Raw genomic sequence first — 17,559 nt, 5'->3', positions numbered from 1 at the left:
GCCATCAAGATCATCGGCGCGCAGCCACTGATCGCCGCGATGCGGTCGTAGGGCGTGAGCCCTCAACCTCGAACTCATCGCTGAGCGCGTGCTGCGCGTTCACCGGCAGGCCCATCCCGTGCCGCGCTCTACGCGTTTGCACACAGCCTCGGTCGGATGCCGACTTCGGCGACGCATCAACAACGGCCTACGGCCATCCAGCGCGAAGTCAGCCACCCGCAACACTCGCTCGCATCCGGAACTCCACGTCCGAACTCGGCAATCCTCCACATTCGGCAACAACGACGATGCCTCACAAGCCTCAGGGAGTTCGCCGTATTCCGGACGGTTCCACTGAGATCAGTCTCGCGAGCGCCGTCAAGGCGCACCAAGCGCTTTACTCGCGACCTTCTGCCGCTCACGGATGTCGTCCAATGCCTTTCGCAGCGTCGCAATATCGCGCTTCACGTCAGCCGCGGTGGGCGCAGCAAAGGCGCGTGCCCCCGCTTTGTCATGTCCACCCAAGACGTCCCCAGCACGCTCGTACAGCGCCACAATCGGCTGGCACTCCGCAGACGTAAGCCCCACCGTCTTCGCGATGTTGGGGACACGAACGTAATCGTTGTAGCGCTGGAGGACGCCACAGAAGACAACTTCCTCGACTCCACGCTCGATGATTTCGCGTAGTCGCCCATAGAGTCGGCGCGAGGTCTCCTCAAGCTGATCGTTGTCCATTGAAGTCTCGGCCTCCTCAAACTTCTTGGCCAACTTCTCAATCTTGTCGAACCTGTCGCTGGTTTTTCGTAGGCTCCACGGAAGCCCTTCGTTTACGACTCCCACATGTTGCTGTGAATAGGTCAAGTGGTGAACCGCGAACGGCGAACTCGTTCGTTCGAGTTCCGTCGTCAGCTCGGCGAGGAAGACGGTGTCGTGGGTAAACACGACGACCTGCCGCTGTGCGCACTCCGCGACGAGTCGCCGTGCGACATGCTGACGCCTCTTGTGGTCAAGCGATGAGACGGGGTCGTCAAACACAGCGGCCCCACGGTGATGCGATACACCGAGTTCCGCGAAGAAGGACGCAATCGCAATCACCCGCTGCTCGCCCTCGCTGAGCACGAGTTCGGGCTTCTGGAATCCGGGCAAGTCCAGCACGAGCTTTAGCTTCGTTCGTCCCTTGTCGCTCCTCGTGCTCAACGATGCCTGGAGGTGTGACACGCCGAGCTTCCCAAACTCGTCGTTTAAAGCCGTACTCAGCTGCTTCGTGACAGCGGCGCCCGCAAGCGCACCAGCCTTCTCAGAAATCGGCCGGGTTTTGAGGTCAGCTAAGCAGGCGGTCAGCTGGTTGTGCTTGTGCAACGCGGCAATCCACTCTAGCAAGGCCTCCTTTCGGCCCACCAAGGCCTTCCGCGCGTTGAGCTCGGCAAGTTCCTGTTGGAGTTCCACGCGTTTGGCTGCATCTTGTGCGGCGTCTAGCGCCTTGGCTCTTTCCTCGAGGTCCGTGGCCAGCTTGCGCGGAAGCGTGACAGGACTGACATCGACGGCGGGCGGAGTAGCCCAATCATGTGTCTCAGCCGCCTTCAGAAGCCAATCACGACGAGTCCGAAGTTGATTGGTATACCGCTCCACGAGCGCTGGCCAAGTCTCTTCAGTGGCCCTCAGGTAGTCGATAGTCGTGGCATCCAGGGTCGGTTCAATCTTCACGTGCGACAGCGCGTCAAACACCGCGCGATGGCGTGCGCGCTGAGCCGTCGCGCGAGAGCTGGCGTCGTCTGCCACAAACGCTGCGAAACGAGCCAGGCGGTCAGCGGCCCCCTCGGACAGCGCCGTCTGACACAACGGACACGGCTTTCCCTCCACCACTACGTGCTCGTGTGCCGTCAAAAACTGCTGAGCGGCCGCGAACATGTTCCTCCAAGCCCCTTCGCCTGTGCCCGCCAGCAGCTTGAAATCGCCACGCAAGTTGGCCGCAGCGGCAACCTCGGCCTGAACGGCCACAGCGAGATCACGGTCAATGCCGGCGAGCCGGCCGATTTCGTCAATCTCAAGCGGCCTCGCCAACGCCTCGATGCTCGTGACCAGCGAGTTCAGCCTCGTTGACTGTTCGCGGAGTGCTTTAGCCTGCTCTGCGGGGGACTTCGCAGCCAACGCAACATCGATCACCTTGAGCCGCGCTTCGGCTTGCTCATCGAGAGTCGTCTCTGCTTTGACCTGCGCAGAGGTCGTCTTGTGCGTGACAGCTCCCAGAAACTTCGCGACCTGCGTCTTGCCCGTCTTCAGGTCTGCGAACGCTGCATCAGAGACCGGCAGTGCAGTTTGCTCGGCCTTGATTCCTTCTTCGAGCTTGGGGAATACCACTCGGGCGAGGTTCTCGACCACATCGAGTCCCCAGGGTGCGAAGATAAGTTCGCCCTCCTGGTCTGTGTACGCTCGCGCGCAGCGCGTATCGAGCACGGCAACAGAAGCGAGTTCCTTGGGTGCTGACTGACCATCGAGCCACTTAACGTCCAGCGTAGAGCCACCCTGCTTCACCGTAAAAACGGCTTCCGGTGTCTCGTGCAGCAGCGTGTGGTGCCGCGCGTCTGGCAATACCTTTTCATCCTTGACGCGGGCGCGGCAGGCACTCTTGATAACCCGCGAGTAGCCTGACTTGCCCGAGCCGTTGTCTCCGTAGATGACGGTGACACCGGTCGCGTTGAACCTCAGTTGTTGACCCGCTACCAGACGGTTCACGTTCTTCAGGCTGTGCAAGGCTTCGAGGAGCACGACTTCACCAACACCAGTCGAAGGTAGATGCGCAGCAGTGAGCGGAACAGCCGCAGGAGCGACATCTCCGGTGAGCCCCCTCGATGCGCGTAAAAGCAGTCCCAGCTCCGCATAATCTGTGGCATCCAGCTCCACCTTCTGAAACAGGCGACGAACGGCATCGCTTTGCCATGGACGCAATTCGTTAGTTGCCCAAGCCAGGATGTCATCCAATAGTGCCACTTGTTGTTCTCCCCAGTTTGGTCGCTTGGGCGTTCGCCAGTTTGGCAACCTCCAAGCTACACAGGTCACTCGCCCGGGACGGCATGCGAACGGAGGTTTAGGAGGGCGCGGCTGTTCAGTCCCTAAGTACGAGCGCCAAGTTCAGTCTGAACGGTCGATTCCGCGCAATCACACTTCACAAACTTCAAACTCGATACTTCTTCGGAATCGGATGCGTCCTGCAATCAAACAGACCATCGCTTCCGCTGCCCTTGATTCGCGCCTCGAAGAACTGCCGCTTCGATCCCGCGGAGCGCAGCCCCTTTACCGTTCCGGGGTCAATCTCGCAGTAGTGGTAGTAAGTCGAACGCAGGCGAATGACCATGTAGCGCTCGGCCGTGTCGTAGCAGATCCGGGTGACGTCACTGCCCTCATTCACCTCGGCGCAGACGAAGGCATCGAGCGTCACCGGCCCGTGGTACTTCACCAGCACCGTCTCCGCCAGCGCAGGCCCGCACGCCAGAAGAAGCGGCGTGATCATCAAGAAGCCAGTCATCCTGCCCATGCGCCCCCCTAACTTTGGGTGCAAGTCTGTCAGCCGCCATTGCGCTCTGAAGCAGGAAATCCCTTCCCCATTTCAGATGAAATCAGGGATTCGCCTCTTCAGAACTCCACGTCCGAAAACGGCGAGCCCACACATCGCGCAACAACGACGATGCCAGCTCCCCACACCCGGACGCCCCCCATGCATCACTTCCAACTGATCGCCCTGCCCCCCACCGAGTTCGCGCCGCTCTTCACCCTCTCCGACCAAGCCCTCGCCCAGCACGGCGCGCAGCGCCACATCGCCACCGCCAACACCGGCTACCCCTGCCGCATCAGCCTCGAAGACGCCAAGCAAGGCGACGAGCTGCTCCTGCTCCCTTACGAGCACCAACCCGCCGCCAGCCCCTACCGCGCCTCCGGCCCGATCTACGTGCGCCGCGGCGCCGTGCAGCGCGTGCTGCCTGCCGATGAAGTGCCGCCCTACCTGAGCTCGCGCCTGCTCTCCGTGCGCGCCTACGACAGCGTCCACGCGATCATCGACGCCAGCGTGTGCGAGGGCACGCACGTCGCCGACGAGATCGAGCGCGTCTTCAGCAACCCCTCGGTCGCCTACCTCCATCTGCATTTCGCCAAGCGCGGCTGCTTCGCCTGCCGGGTGGAGCGACAGCACAGCGCTTAGGATGTCCAGAAGCCAGCTCCGACTTCAGAGCGCAGTTCCCGTCTCCCTGCAACCCGCCCGACCGCATCAATGCCCGACTACGACGATCCAGAGATTGAGGCCCAGTGGTGCACGGAGCGACGCCAGGAGGTCGCAGACTACCTGCGCAGAGAAGGGCTGGCGCACGGCGCCATTTCGCCGGAGCCGGCTTGGCATGTCGCCCCGTATGTTTCCGTCTGGGCCGTCGAGAGCATGGACGCTCCCGGCTCCACAGGTTGGTGGGCAGTCTCCGGAGACATGCCGAACGACCATGTATCCACCAGCAAAGCCAGCAATCCACGCGAGGCAGTCCGGGCGATTGCATCCCTTTGGCAAGAGGCAGCTCAGTACATGGCGCGCGGGGAAAAGCACCCGATCTTCCGCATCGGTTCAGGCGAACAAGACGAGGAGCTTGCGCCGATGTTGGCGTCGAGAGCTGAACTGCAGCTGGAGTGGGTCAGCGATCCGCAGGTGTGGGAAGAAGACGAGGCCTGACGCTCCATCGAGAGGACACGGCGCGGTGACCGCGCGGATTCGCATGAATGCAGGTAGTTGGTCATTCGAAGGTCGCGCACCTTCGGTCATCTGTCAACCCCGGTCAGCCGCTGCGGGTTCGGCGCAACTATGCTTCGGCACCGACAGCAACATGGATGAGATGCGGCATGAGCTACGACTTGGCAGTATTCGACCCGCGAAGCGAACTTCGAGATCGTGCAGTCTTCGAGAATTGGTACGACGAACGCACGGAGTGGGAAGATGGGCTGGACTACAACGATCCCACCAACGCTACGCCGGCATTGCAAGCGTGGCTTCTTGAAATCAGGCAGAAGTTCGTTCCGATGAACGGACCACTTGCGCCGGAGTATCCAGGCGAGAAAGTCGGCGAGCTGACAGCGGACTACACGATTGCCAGAGATCTCATATACGTCGCGTTTTCCTGGTCGGACGTAGAGACGGCTTATGCCACCTGCATCGAACTGGCAAAGAAGCATGGCATCGGCTTTCTCGATGCCAGTGGTGATGAAGGTGCAGCCTGGTTTCCATCCTCTGGAGGGGCCTTCGAGATCGTCCATACGGCGCCACAAGAAGAATCGGATGCCTGAGTCGTAGATGACTTTTCTGGCAGAGGTCCGGTTCGAGGTGTTGAACAACGATGTTCAGACTGACTGACAGGCCGCGCTCCGCCACAAGCTGTCGGCCACCAACGGCGGCTTTCGAGTAGGCTGCGAAGCCATGACTCCAGCCGAACTAAAGCGCCCGATCCTCACTGCGCTGCAGACAGTGCTGCGGCCGCTCGGCTTTCGCAAGACGTCGTCGCTCTTCCAGCTCGATCGCGGAAAGGTCGTACACCTCATCGAGGTGCAGGGATCGAACGACAACAAAGCGAACGAAGCGAAGTTCACCGTCAACGTCGGTGTCTTCGCGCCTGAGTTGGTCTACCCGGACGTGCGCGATATCACCAAGCCGTCCATCGCGCGGGCGCATTGGCAAACGAGGTTGGGCTCGCTGTTGCCGGAAAACAAGGATCTCTGGTGGCACGTTGCTTCCTCCGGTGAGGCCGCGACAGCAGCCGCCGACATCGCCGACCGGACGCAGAACTTCGCCCTTCCTGCCCTGGACCAACTGGCAGATCTGTCAGCTCTTGCAGTGTTGTGGGAATCCGGCCGAAGTCCTGGGCTGACTGAGTTCCAACGCGTTGAGCTTTTGAGCCGACTGAAGGAGCACTTGTTGCTGCCCGCCAGCAACGCGTAGCGCCCTCAAGGAAAGATCGGCCAATTTCGACTTTTGGGCATATGCGACTGCCTATCAACGTTGTGATGCTGGTTGTCCTGCTCTTGCCAGCGGTTCCGCCTGGTTGAGCCCTTTGCCGGAACATGTCGATTCGAGGGAACCTCGTTCGTCGTCTTCGAGGCGTGCCCAGCAGAACTGGCTCAATCCCGAGGCAGGCCGAGGCAAGGCAGAAAGGCCAGACATGAAGGCAGAGAACGTCATCGGCCCCGCCTCGATCGTCGACAAGCCGGAGAGGCCCTACCTCGGGTTGCGGTTCGAGACCCCGTTCGGCGGGATGTTCGCCTTGGTCACGAAGGCCCTGAAAGAACTGCGAAAGTGGGCTCATGAAAACGGCTTGTCGGAGCAGGCACCGTACTTCCTGAGGTACTACCACTGCGACATGAAAAGCATCATGGAGGTGGAAGTCGGCCTGATGACGAGCTCCGTTCTGCCAGGTGATGAGCGCATCAAGCCGGGCGTCCTTCCAGCAGGGAGGTATGCCACGTTGGTCTACCGGGGCAACGGGCTTCGCGGCAACCAGGCCCTGATGACGTGGGCGAAGGAATCGGGAATTGCTTTCGATCCACTGGTCGCCGACCGCGCGGAGTCGTACGCATGCAGGTATGAGGCCTACCTGACCGATCATCGTGTCGAGCCGAGAAAGCTTCTTTGGGACGTCGAGCTGTCGATCAAGATTGCCGATGATTGAGCAGGGTCGGGTGCATGAAATCCACCCCTTCCATCGAAGGGGCCGCTTTGATCGCCCCTCATGTCAAACGTTGGGCGTCACTACCCTGTCATCTACGCCATGACGACTTCTCTCGACAATCTCCAGATCCGCGAACGCATTGATGCGTGGCACGCGGCGGTGAACCTGCGCGACGTCTCTCTGCTGCACGACGCTTTCGAACCGTCCGCGCTGTGGGAGGTGCTGGCACCGGTGAACCTCCGCCACGAAGGTCGCGACGCGATCCTGAAGGGGCTGCGGGAATCGATGGAGCGACAGGAACTGCTGGTACAGCTGAATTCCGGCCTCGTCGTGACCCTGCGCGGCGACAGCGAAGCTTCGGCCGTCAGCACCCTGGTCGAACAGGGCCGGGAATCGAAGGAAGCAACGCCCTGGATGGCCATCGGTTTCTACCGCGACGAGTTGGTGAAACACGGCGGGCGTTGGCGCTTCGCAAAGCGCAGCCTGCATCTGCGCTACCTGGGCCCGCTGGATCTGCGCGGCACTTCGCTTTCCCCGCAAGGGCTGGACCTGTCCGCGTTCAATGGCCGACTCGACGCAGGAGGCATCGAGGGCCACCACTAGCAGCCGAGGCAAAAGCCCAGCGGCGTCAGAAATCTGCAAGCCATAACTTCCATTTTCGTGCAGTTTCCCTACAATTGCACGCCATGACTGACAGTATTCGCCTTCCGGATGAGTTGGGCCGCGCACTGGTCGCGCAGCGGAAGGCACTCGGCCTCAGCAAGTCCGCCTTGGCTGAGAAGGCCGGAAAAGTCCGGGAAGTCGTCTACCGGCTTGAAGCCGGCGAAGACACCACCGTGTCGTCCTTGATGGCCGTGCTGGGTGCGCTGGGCCTCGCACTGCGACTCGAGCGTGTGGGGTTGCCCACCGCGGATGAAGTCTCGCGCCGGTTCCAGGACGACGACGATGCTCCCTGAAAAGATCCGCGCACTCGACGTCGACATCGGCGCCGCGCCCCATGCGGGGCAGTTGCTCAAGGCGTCCGCCTATGAGTTCCGCTATCTCGCGCCAGACCCGGCGCAAGCGACGGTGGCCCTGCTCATGCCGCCGAAGCAGAACTTGACCTGGCAGGACGGCGACCTGTTCGCCCCCATGGACCAGAACCTGCCCGAGGGCGATCTGTTCATGCGCATCCGCGAGCTGTTCCCCAAGCAGCCGATGACGCCGATGCACCTGCTGGCGCTGGCTGGCCGAAACGGCATCGGCCGCCTGGGCTACCGCCTGCCGGGCGCCCCCGACGTGGCCGCTCCTCGGGTCATCAGCAAGGCAGAACTGCTCAGCACGCGGTACACGCCCGAGGTGTTCGGTGAGCTCGTGGCCGCGTACCTGAGCACCGGCGCCGGCATCGCAGGCATGCAGCCCAAGATCATGGTGCCCGACCGGCCCACCGTGGCCGTGCCCTCGCTCATCGTCAAGGCGGCCGGCCCGTCCTATCCGGGTCTCGCGGCCAACGAGTTCCTCTGCCTCTGCGCAGCCCGGCGCGCAGGCATCCAGGTGCCCGAGTTCTCGCTCTCCGATGACGGGCAGATGCTGATCCTCGATCGATTCGACATCGTCACGCACGACGATGGCCGCATCGAACGCCTGGGCTTCGAGGACATCGCCGCGCTGGCCGGCCTGCGCGTGCGCGACGTGTTGTCGGACCGCAAGTACCAGGGCAGCTACCAGCGCGTGGCCGAGCTGCTGCGCCAGCTGCAATTGCACGCCGACAACCTGCATCGCTTCTTCGAACAGGTGGCCTTGTGCATCATGGTGCGCAACGGCGACGCGCACCTGAAGAACTTCGGCGTGCTCTACCGCAGCGAGACGCAGGCGTGGCTGTCGCCCCTGTTCGACGTGGTGACGACCTCCATCTACCGCTACACGCGCTACCAGGGTGGGCCCGAGCTGGAAGACAGAACGCTCGCGCTCAAGCTCTTCGCTGGCAGGCACGGCAGCAAGACCTATCCCACCGTCGAAGAGCTGCACGACTTCGGACGGCGCGTCTGCGGCGTCAGCCAACCCGCCCAGGTGCTCGAGCGCATCGCGCAGGCCATGCGGCAGACGCTGCAGGACGCACGGCAGGACGCCCGCGTGCCCGCATCGCTTCTGCAGACGATGGAAGCGGCCTGGGAAACAGGCCTGCACTACGCGCCCTAGCCACCCAGCCCCGCGCCTGCGCCAAGAGGCTGGCGCAGTTCACCCTGCTACCGCATACTCCGCCGCAAAAGCAGGGAGTGAGCGTGGCCGCTGCGACCGTCAATCGCGACAGAAGGTCCATCCGAAGTGCGCTGGTGTTTCGCATTTCGGCATTGGCCATTGCCGTCCTGCTCGTCTTTGCGCTCAGCGCGTTCTACGTCATCGTCAGGCCTGCCGTGGGTCAGCTGGCCCACTCGCAGTTGCAGCAAGCCGCAGCCGAACTCGATGGCCGCGCGCAGCAGCTCCTGGGCACCGTAGAGACCACGTTGCGCACCTCCAGGGATTGGGGGCGCCATGGCAGCGCGAGCCTCGACGACCTGTTGCGCTTCAACGAACTCTTCTTCTCGGTGATCGCCAACCACGGCGAGATCAGCTCGGTGCTTCTCGCGAGCGAAACCGGCCGCGAGATCCTGCTGCTGCGCAATGCCGACGGCACCTGGGTCAACCGCCTGACCCATCCCGATCAGTGGGGCAAGATGGCCTACTGGCTGCATTGGGATCAGCAACAGCGCTTGACCAGGATCGAAGCGCGCGAGCTCGACTACGACGCCCGCCAGCGCCCGTGGTTCACGGCCGCGATGGCGCTCCCCGATGACGACAAGGTGGCGTGGACGCCGCCCTACGTTTTCTTCACCACCCGCGAGCCCGGCATCACGGCCGCTGCGCGCTGGACGGGTGCCGATGGCCAGCGCTTCGTCATCAGCCACGACGTGCGCCTGCTCGACCTGTCGCGCTTCACCACGCGGGTGGTCGCAGGGCGCCACGGCATGGCCGCCATCCTTCATCCGGATGGCCGGGTGATGGGGTTGCCACGCGACGACCGATTCGCCTCCGACGAGGGCATCCGCTCCAGCGTGCTGCAAGACGTGGCGCAGCTCGGCGTCGCCCCGCTCGCCGATGCACTCCAGGCCTGGCGAGCTGCCGACGAGCGACAAGACCTGCGCTACCAAAGCCAGGGCGACCACTGGTATGCGCTCGTGCGGCGCAGTGTCATCGGCCAGAACCAGGTGCTGCTGGCCGTCGCGGCACCTGAAGCCGACTTTGTCCCCAACAAATGGGCCAGCGCCGCCATGCTGCTGCTGCTCGGCGCCCTGGCCGTGTCCAGCGGAACCGCACTCGCCACGCGCATCGCGCGCCAGTTCGCACGGCCGCTGGAGCAACTGTCGGAAGAAAGCAGCCGCATCGGCCAGCTGCAGCTGCAGCAGCCGGTTCAGGTCGTCACGCCATGGCGCGAGGTGGCTCACCTGGCGCAGGCGCAGGAGTCGATGCGGCAGCGGCTGCTGTCGGCAACGCACGATCTCGCGCAGGCCAACGCCACGCTGGAAGGCGAAGTCGCGCATCGCACCGAAGAGCTCGAGGCCAAGCTCGCCGAACTCCACCGCGAGCGCGAGCGCCTGCGCCGCATCCTGGAGACCGCGCCGGTGGGTGTGGCCATCTCCGTGGAAGGCACGGTGCGGTTCGCCAACCCACGCACCCACGAACTCATCCGCCTGACCGGCTCGGACAAGCCGGACACCTACGCCGACCTGGCCGACCGCGACCGCATGATGGCGACGCTGCAGAAGGACGGCATCGTCCGGAACTACGAGCTGAGGATGAACGGCCCCGACGGCCTGGAGCGCGACATCCTGGCCACCTACCTGCCCACCGAGTACGAAGGCAAGGCCGGCATCCTGGGCTGGCTGGTCGACATCACCGCGCAGAAGGAAGACGAGCGCGCGTTGGAGCAGGCCAAGGCGGCCGCCGAAGACGCGACACAGGCCAAGTCGATGTTCCTGGCCAACATGAGCCACGAGATCCGCACGCCGATGAACGCCATCATCGGGATGTCGCACCTCGCGCTGCGCACCGAGCTCGCGCCCAAGCAGCGCGACTACGTGCAGAAGATCTACAACGCAGGAACGGCGCTGCTCGGCATCATCAACGACATCCTCGATTTCTCGAAGATCGAGGCCGGCAAGCTGGACGTCGAGACGGTCGACTTCAACCTCGACGACGTGCTGTCCAACCTCGCGACGGTCACGGTGGCCAAGGCGCAGGAGCAAGACCTCGAATACCTCTTCGACGTGCCGGCCGAGGTGCCGCGCGGGCTGCGGGGCGACCCGCTGCGGCTCGGCCAGATCCTGATCAACCTGGTGAACAACGCGATCAAGTTCACCGAACGCGGCGAGATCCACCTGTCGGCCCGCACCCTCGCGGAATCGCCAGGGCGCGTGCAGTTGCAGTTCTGCGTGCGGGACACCGGCATCGGCATGACCCCCGAGCAGGCCGCCCGCCTGTTCCAGCCCTTCACGCAGGCCGATGGCTCCACGACACGCCGCTTCGGTGGCACCGGCCTGGGCCTGAGCATCTGCAAGCGCCTGGTGGAGATGATGGACGGGCGCATCTGGGTCGACAGCGCGGTCGGCGAAGGCAGCCGCTTCAGCTTCACCTGCTGGCTGGCCACGAGCGACGCGCCACCGCGCGCTCCCCGCGTGGTGCCCGAAGCGCTGAACGACCTGCGGGTGCTGGTGGTCGACGACAACCCCGTCGCCCGCTACATCCTCGTTGACGCGTTCAAGGGGCTGCCGGTGCACGTCACGGCGGCGTCCGGCGGCAAGGAAGCGCTGGAGATGCTCGCGGCGGCCACGCCGCCTTTCCAGTTGCTGCTCACCGATTGGCAGATGCCCGGGTTGAACGGCATCGAACTCGCGCTGCGCGCGCGTGAGACGCTGCCCGAACCGCCACGCGTCATCCTGGCCACCGCGTTCGGGCGCGAAGAGGTGCGCGCCGCGGCCGAGGCGGCCGGCGTCGATGCCTTCCTGCTGAAGCCGCTCGATCGGTCGGCCTTGATCGACGCGCTGGTCGAAGTGTTCGCGCCCGAGCACATGGCAGCCCAGGCGCCGGCGCGCGGCAGCGTTCCCCGGTTCGACGGTGCGCACGTGCTGCTGGTCGAGGACAACGACACCAACCAGCAGATCGCGACCGAGTTGCTCGAGGCAGCGGGTGTGTCGGCCGACATCGCCTCCAACGGGCAGCAGGCGATCGAGCGCATCCAGGCCGCCGAGCCGGGCCGCTACGACCTGGTGTTCATGGACCTGCAGATGCCGGTCATGGACGGCTACGAAGCCACCCGGCAACTGCGTGCCGACGAGCGCTTCCGCGGGCTGACGATCATCGCGATGACGGCGCACGCGATGAAGGAGGAACGCCAGCGCTGCCTGGACGTCGGCATGAACGATCACGTGTCCAAGCCGATCGAGCCACCGGCCTTGTATGGCACGCTTCGCCGCTGGCTGCACCAGAAGCTCGCGACGGAAGCGCCGTCGCCGGCCAAGGCCAGTTCTTCCAACGCCGGATCGTCGACCACCTTGCCGACGCTGCAGGGCTTCGACCTCGAAGCAGCCAGGCACCGCGTCAACGGCAACGAGACACTGCTGCTGAAGCTGCTGCGGCGTTTTCGGGAGGAGCAGCCGCGGGTGCCGCAGGGCATCCGGATGGCGTTGCAGGCCGCCGACCGCTCGACCGCCGAACGACAGGCCCACACGCTCAAGAGCGTCGCGGGGAACCTGGGGCTGCGAGGCGTGCAGCAATCGGCGGCGGAACTCGAAGCGGCCGTGCGGCAAGGCGCTGCACCGGTCGATCTGGAGCCCGCGCTGCAAGGCCTGCAGTTGGCGCTCGACGCGGCGGCCAAGGTGCTGGACGCCGGCCTGCCAGCCCCGGAAGGCACGGCAGCCGATCGGCCGCGGCGCCCGCTCGAGGCATGGCTTGACGAACTGCGCCAGCTGGCGAGCCTGATGGAGGATTGCAGCGCCGATGCCGCCCCCAGGTTCGAAGGACTCGCGTACGATTTCGAAGGCGAGTTCGGGGCCGGTGCCGCCACTGCGGTGCAGCGGGCGCTGAACGACTACGACTTCGATCTCGCACTGCAAGCGCTGCGCGCGGCGGCCGACGGCCGCTCGGTGCAGCTCCACTGAAGGAGGGGGAGATGACGAGTCCGAACGGACCATCCCGACACATCGTCCTGGTCGTCGACGACACGCCCGACAACCTGACGGTGCTGTCCGACCTGCTCAAGGACGACTACAAGGTCAAGCTGGCCAACGGCGGCGCCAAGGCGCTGAAGCTGGCTGCAGCACTTCCGCAACCCGACCTGATCCTGCTCGACCTGATGATGCCGGAGATGGACGGCTACGAGGTCATCGCGCGCTTGAAGGCGGATCCGCTCACGGCGGACATCCCGGTCATCTTCCTCACCGCCAAGGCCGAGGTCGAGGACGAGCAGAAGGGGCTGGCGCTCGGCGCGGTGGACTACATCCACAAGCCCATCTCGCCGCCCATCGTGCTGGTGCGCGTGAAGACCCAGCTCACGGTGAACCAGGCACGCCGCGTGTTGAGCGACCACAACGCCGTGCTCGAAACGCTGGTGAAGGAGCGCACGCTCGAGCTTGAGCAGATGCGCGACGCCACCATCCACGCGATGGCGAGCCTGGCCGAGACGCGCGACAACGAGACCGGCAACCACATCCGCCGCACGCAGAGCTACGTGGTCGCCTTGGCGCGAGCACTCAAGGCCCACCCTCGTTTCAGCGACGTGCTGACCGACGCCAACATCGAGCTGCTGTACAAGTCGGCGCCGCTGCACGACATCGGGAAGATCGGTGTTCCAGACCGCATCCTGCTGAAGCCCGGCAAGCTGGAGCCGGACGAGTGGGACATCATGCGGCTGCACACCGTCTACGGCCGCGACGCGATCCGCGAGGTGGAACGCTACCTGGGCCGCAGCGACAGCTTCCTTGTCTTCGCACGCGAGATCGCCTACTCGCACCAGGAGAAGTGGGACGGCTCCGGCTACCCCGAAGGACTGGCGGGCGACGAGATCCCCGTGTCGGCGCGCCTGATGGCCGTCGCCGACGTCTATGACGCGTTGATCACCAAGCGCGTGTACAAGCCGGCGTTCTCGCACGAGGAAGCGATGGACATCATGCGCAAGGGACGAGGCAGCCATTTCGACCCAGATGTGCTGGACGCGTTCACGTCGATCGAAGAGGAGTTCCGCGCCATCGCGGGGCGATTCCAGGACAGCTGAAACAACCGACGAAAGGGAGCCTCACCATGCAGGATTCCGTCAATGCCAAGCCCACCGTGCTGGTGGTGGACGACACGCCCGAGAACCTCGACCTGCTGGCCAACCTGCTGCGCGAAAGCTACCGCGTGCGCCTGGCCAACAGCGGCGCAAAGGCACTGCAACTGGCACTCGATACGCCACCCGACCTGGTGCTGCTCGACATCATGATGCCGGCCATGGACGGCTACGAGGTGCTGGAGCGCCTGAAGTCCGAGCCACGCACGCAGACCATCCCGGTGATCTTCCTGACGGCGCTGTCGGCGCCCGAGGACGAGGAGCGCGGGCTGCTGCTCGGCGCCGTCGACTACATCACCAAGCCCATCAGCCCGGCCATTGCGCTGGCACGCGTTGCCACCCACCTGCACCTGAAGGTCGTGTCGGACGTGCTGCGCGACAAGGCCGCCTTCCTCGAGGCGGAGATCGTCCGCCGCACGAGCGACCTGCGCGCGATCCAGGATGTGACGGTGGTCGCACTGGCCTCGCTCGCCGAGTCGCGAGACGGCGAGACCAGCGGGCACATCCTTCGCACGCAGCACTACGTGCGGTCGCTGTGCGTCGCCCTGCGAGCCAATCCACGGCTGGAGGAAACGCTGGATGAGGCGACCGTCAACCTCGTCGTCCGCTCGACGCCGCTGCACGACATCGGGATGAGCACGGTGCCCGAGTCGTTGCGGCTGAAGCCTGGTCCGCTGAGTGCCGACGAGTTCGAGCTGGTCAAGAAACACACCACGCTGGGATGCGAGGCCATCGTGCGGTCGCAGCAGCGGCTGGGCGTCGACGCGAAGTTCCTGAGCTGCGCGAAGGAGATCGTGCTGTCGCACCACGAGCGCTGGGATGGCAGCGGCTACCCGCAAGGCCTGCGCGGCGCCGAGATCCCGTTGGCGGCGCGGCTGATGGCGGTGGCGGACGCCTATGACGCGATGGTGACGCCACGGGTCTACAAGGCGACCTTGACGCACGACGAGGCGGTCGCGTCGGTCTTTGCAGCCAGCGGAACGCAGTTCGATCCCGACGTCGTGGCGGCCTTCGAACAGCGCCGGGACGACCTGCGGGCGATCGCCGAGCGTTACGCCGATGGCGCTGTGGTCTAGCGCTTCGCTCAGGCTTTTCCGTGGTGATCTCCGCGGTGATATCGGCACACCTCCAGGACCACGCCGCGCAGCCACCGATGCGGCGCGTCTCGATCGAGCCGGGGGTGCCACATCTGCGAGATCGTGATGTCCTGCGTCGACACCGGCAGCTCGAATGAGCGCAGAGTGTCGTTCGCCCTCATGTGCTCGAAGTACGACGCGGGGATCAGCGCCACCATGTCGGTCGCGGCCGCAGTCGACAGCGCGGTGCCGAAGCTGGGAACGATGACGGCGACATGGCGCGTCAGCCCGGCGGCGGCCAGTGCGTCATCCACCGGGCCGGTGATGCGCCCGCGGCGCGACGTGACCACGTGGTCGCAGGCCGCATACCGCTCGGCCGTGATCTCGCCGTCGGCCAGCAGCGGGTGGCCGCGCCGCACCACGGCGATGAAGTGATCGCTGTAGAGCGCCTGAACGCGCACCTCGGGGCCGGTCTCGCCGAGCACGCCGACATCGAGATCGATCAGCCCCTCGCGCAGCGGGCGCACGTCCTTGTCGGGCTTGGGCGCGAAACGCAGGCGCACCCCAGGCGCTTCGCGCGCGGTGCGCGCCACCAGCAGGTGCGCAAAGGCCTCGGTGAAGCCGTCGTTGGCCCGCACGGTGAACATGCGCTCGAGCGCGCCCAGGTTCAGGTCGGGCCCGGCCGGCTGCAGCACGGCGCCGGCCTCCTCCACCAGCGCCTTGACCCGGTCGCGCAGCGCCAACGCCCGCGGCGTGGGAACCATGGCACGGCCGGCGCGCACCAGCAGTTCGTCGCCGGTGGTTTCACGCAAGCGCGCCAGGGTGCGGCTCATGGCCGATTCGCTCAGGCCCAGCCGCTCGGCCGCTCTGGAGACGCTGCCCTCGGAGAGCAGCGCGTTCAATGCAATCAGAAGGTTCAGGTCGGCATCGGTCGGCATGCGCTGAACCTAGCACGCTTCGGCCATGCAGGCCCGGCGCCGCATGCATGAACAAGATGCGCGCCACGCTCTGGCTGGCCCGGGGCCGTCGACCTATGCTGATGTGGCGCGATCGAGCGTCACCTCCTGTCTCCCCACATGTCGTCAACTGCCCTCCCCTCCAACGCCGCCACGGTCTCGAACGAACTCGATGGCCTGCCGCTGCCGCAGCGCTACGCGGCAGTCGCCGCGATCCTCGGTGCGATCGTGCTGGTGGTGCTCGACGGCGCGATCGCCAACGTCGCGCTGCCGAGCATTGCCCAGCAATTGCAGGCGTCGCCGGCCGATGCGGTGTGGATCGTCACCGCCTACCAGCTCGCGATCGTGATGTTCCTGCTGCCCGCTGCCGCTGTCGGCGAGCGGCTGGGCTATCGCCGGGTGTTCACCGCGGGCATCGCGCTGTTCACCGTGGCGTCGGTGCTGTGTGCGCTGGCGCCGTCCTTGCCCTGGCTGATCGCGGCACGCTGCCTGCAGGGCCTGGGCAGTGCGGCGGTGATGCCGCTGGGCCTGGCGCTGTTGCGCTTCACCTATCCGCGCCGCTTGCTGGGCCAGGCGATTGCATGGAACGCGCTGACGATTGCAGGCGCCTCGGCGGCCGGGCCGGCCGTCGGCGCCGCATTGCTGTCGGTCGCGAGCTGGCCGTGGCTCTTCGCGGTGAACCTGCCGATCGGCGTGCTGGTGCTGGTGGCCTGCGCCGGGTTGCCGAATCCGCAGGGCAGCAAGCGTCCCCTCGACCTCATCAGCATCGCGCTCAACGCGATCATGTTCGCTGCCTTCGTGCTGGGCAGCGACTGGCTGCCGTCGTCGCCGTGGGTCGGCGCTGCCTTGCTGGTCGTCGCGGCCGCATCGATGGTGCTGCTGGTGCGGCGCGAGATGCCGAAGGCGGCGCCGCTGGTTCCGCTCGATCTTCTGCGGGTGCCGTCGTTCCGGGTGTCGGTCATCGCATCGGTGTGCTGCTTCACCGGGCAGATGATGGGCTACGTGGCGCTGCCGTTCTACTTCCAGCACGAGCTGGGCCTGAGCGCGATGGACACCGGCCTGCTGATGACACCGTGGCCGCTGGCGGTGATGGTGGCCGCGCCGCTGTCGGCACGCCTGGCGAAGCGCGTGTCGACAGCGTGGCTTTGCGCCGCCGGCGGGGCCTGCCTCTCGCTCGGCCTGGCGCTGTGTGCCGCCTGGCCGGTTCACGGCGACCCGTGGCTGCCGATGGCCGTCTTCACGAGCCTCGCAGGCCTGGGCTTCGGCTTCTTCCAGACACCCAACAACCAGAACATGCTGCTCGCCGCGCCGAAGGAACGCAGCGGCGCGGCCGGTGGTGCCCAGGGCACGGCCAGGCTGACCGGGCTGACGCTCGGAAGCCTGTCGATGGGGCTGCTGTTCGCGTTGCTGCCATCGGTGCGCGCCGTGCACTGGGGCCTGGCGCTCGCGGCGCTGGCCGCGGCGGCCGCTGGAGCGATCAGCCTGCTGAGAGCCCGGCGCGGAGCCGGGACATGAGCCCC

General features: G+C 65.3%; 15 protein-coding genes. 12 read left to right on the top strand and 3 right to left on the bottom strand.

Annotated features, from left to right (window positions below):
• Nucleotides 1-357: 357 nt before the first annotated feature.
• Both ACXJLU_RS23870 and ACXJLU_RS23865 read right to left on the bottom strand, forming a co-directional pair.
• A complete protein-coding gene (locus ACXJLU_RS23870) occupies nucleotides 358-2,958 on the bottom strand; it encodes an AAA family ATPase (RefSeq protein WP_457335264.1) in 2,601 nt (866 codons plus the stop codon).
• Between the two features lie 193 nt (nucleotides 2,959-3,151).
• Nucleotides 3,152-3,487 carry a KTSC domain-containing protein gene (locus ACXJLU_RS23865; RefSeq protein ID WP_457335262.1) on the bottom strand — a complete coding sequence of 112 codons (336 nt, stop codon included), beginning with the start codon at nucleotides 3,485-3,487 and terminating at the stop codon, nucleotides 3,152-3,154.
• Between the two features lie 204 nt (nucleotides 3,488-3,691).
• Between ACXJLU_RS23865 and ACXJLU_RS23860 the strand changes: the two genes are divergently transcribed.
• The 11 genes from ACXJLU_RS23860 (at nucleotide 3,692) to ACXJLU_RS23810 (ending at nucleotide 15,083) form a co-directional block, all read left to right on the top strand.
• The gene (locus tag ACXJLU_RS23860) at nucleotides 3,692-4,171 is read left to right on the top strand and encodes a DUF1203 domain-containing protein (protein ID WP_457335260.1); all 480 of its coding nucleotides are present in this window, start codon (nucleotides 3,692-3,694) and stop codon (nucleotides 4,169-4,171) included.
• A 69-nt stretch (nucleotides 4,172-4,240) separates the two neighbouring features.
• The gene (locus ACXJLU_RS23855) at nucleotides 4,241-4,684 is read left to right on the top strand and encodes a DUF4826 family protein (RefSeq protein WP_457335258.1); all 444 of its coding nucleotides are present in this window, start codon (nucleotides 4,241-4,243) and stop codon (nucleotides 4,682-4,684) included.
• A 167-nt stretch (nucleotides 4,685-4,851) separates the two neighbouring features.
• Nucleotides 4,852-5,292 (top strand): hypothetical protein, encoded by a 441-nt coding sequence (locus ACXJLU_RS23850; RefSeq protein WP_457335256.1) that lies wholly within the window; start codon nucleotides 4,852-4,854, stop codon nucleotides 5,290-5,292.
• A 130-nt stretch (nucleotides 5,293-5,422) separates the two neighbouring features.
• The gene (locus ACXJLU_RS23845; protein ID WP_457335254.1) at nucleotides 5,423-5,941 is read left to right on the top strand and encodes a DUF4304 domain-containing protein; all 519 of its coding nucleotides are present in this window, start codon (nucleotides 5,423-5,425) and stop codon (nucleotides 5,939-5,941) included.
• Between the two features lie 220 nt (nucleotides 5,942-6,161).
• Entirely contained in the window at nucleotides 6,162-6,668 is a 507-nt protein-coding gene (locus ACXJLU_RS23840; protein ID WP_457335252.1) for a GyrI-like domain-containing protein, read from the top strand.
• Between the two features lie 99 nt (nucleotides 6,669-6,767).
• Nucleotides 6,768-7,271, top strand: a complete 504-nt coding sequence (locus ACXJLU_RS23835) for a nuclear transport factor 2 family protein (protein ID WP_457335250.1) — start codon at nucleotides 6,768-6,770, stop codon at nucleotides 7,269-7,271.
• 83 nt (nucleotides 7,272-7,354) lie between these two features.
• Nucleotides 7,355-7,624, top strand: a complete 270-nt coding sequence (locus tag ACXJLU_RS23830; RefSeq protein WP_073464275.1) for a helix-turn-helix domain-containing protein — start codon at nucleotides 7,355-7,357, stop codon at nucleotides 7,622-7,624.
• Complete coding sequence (locus tag ACXJLU_RS23825) at nucleotides 7,614-8,846, top strand: type II toxin-antitoxin system HipA family toxin (protein ID WP_457335248.1); 1,233 nt, start codon at nucleotides 7,614-7,616, stop codon at nucleotides 8,844-8,846. The genes ACXJLU_RS23830 and ACXJLU_RS23825 overlap by 11 nt, the downstream gene beginning before the upstream one ends.
• Before the next feature lie 134 nt (nucleotides 8,847-8,980).
• The gene (locus ACXJLU_RS23820; RefSeq protein WP_457335246.1) at nucleotides 8,981-12,841 is read left to right on the top strand and encodes a response regulator; all 3,861 of its coding nucleotides are present in this window, start codon (nucleotides 8,981-8,983) and stop codon (nucleotides 12,839-12,841) included.
• 11 nt (nucleotides 12,842-12,852) lie between these two features.
• Entirely contained in the window at nucleotides 12,853-13,953 is a 1,101-nt protein-coding gene (locus tag ACXJLU_RS23815) for an HD-GYP domain-containing protein (protein ID WP_457335245.1), read from the top strand.
• A gap of 26 nt (nucleotides 13,954-13,979) precedes the next feature.
• Nucleotides 13,980-15,083 (top strand): HD-GYP domain-containing protein, encoded by a 1,104-nt coding sequence (locus ACXJLU_RS23810; RefSeq protein ID WP_457335243.1) that lies wholly within the window; start codon nucleotides 13,980-13,982, stop codon nucleotides 15,081-15,083.
• Between the two features lie 8 nt (nucleotides 15,084-15,091).
• Here ACXJLU_RS23810 and ACXJLU_RS23805 read toward each other — a convergent pair whose 3' ends face one another.
• Complete coding sequence (locus ACXJLU_RS23805) at nucleotides 15,092-16,021, bottom strand: LysR family transcriptional regulator (protein ID WP_457335241.1); 930 nt, start codon at nucleotides 16,019-16,021, stop codon at nucleotides 15,092-15,094.
• 138 nt (nucleotides 16,022-16,159) lie between these two features.
• On the opposite strand from ACXJLU_RS23805, the gene ACXJLU_RS23800 reads away from it, so the two are divergent.
• Entirely contained in the window at nucleotides 16,160-17,554 is a 1,395-nt protein-coding gene (locus ACXJLU_RS23800) for an MFS transporter (protein WP_457335239.1), read from the top strand.
• Nucleotides 17,555-17,559: the final 5 nt, after the last annotated feature.

The organism is Rhizobacter sp. P5_C2 (assembly GCF_054049715.1).
Note: the sequence above shows the minus strand (reverse complement) of the source record. Positions and strands in the feature narration are given on the sequence as shown.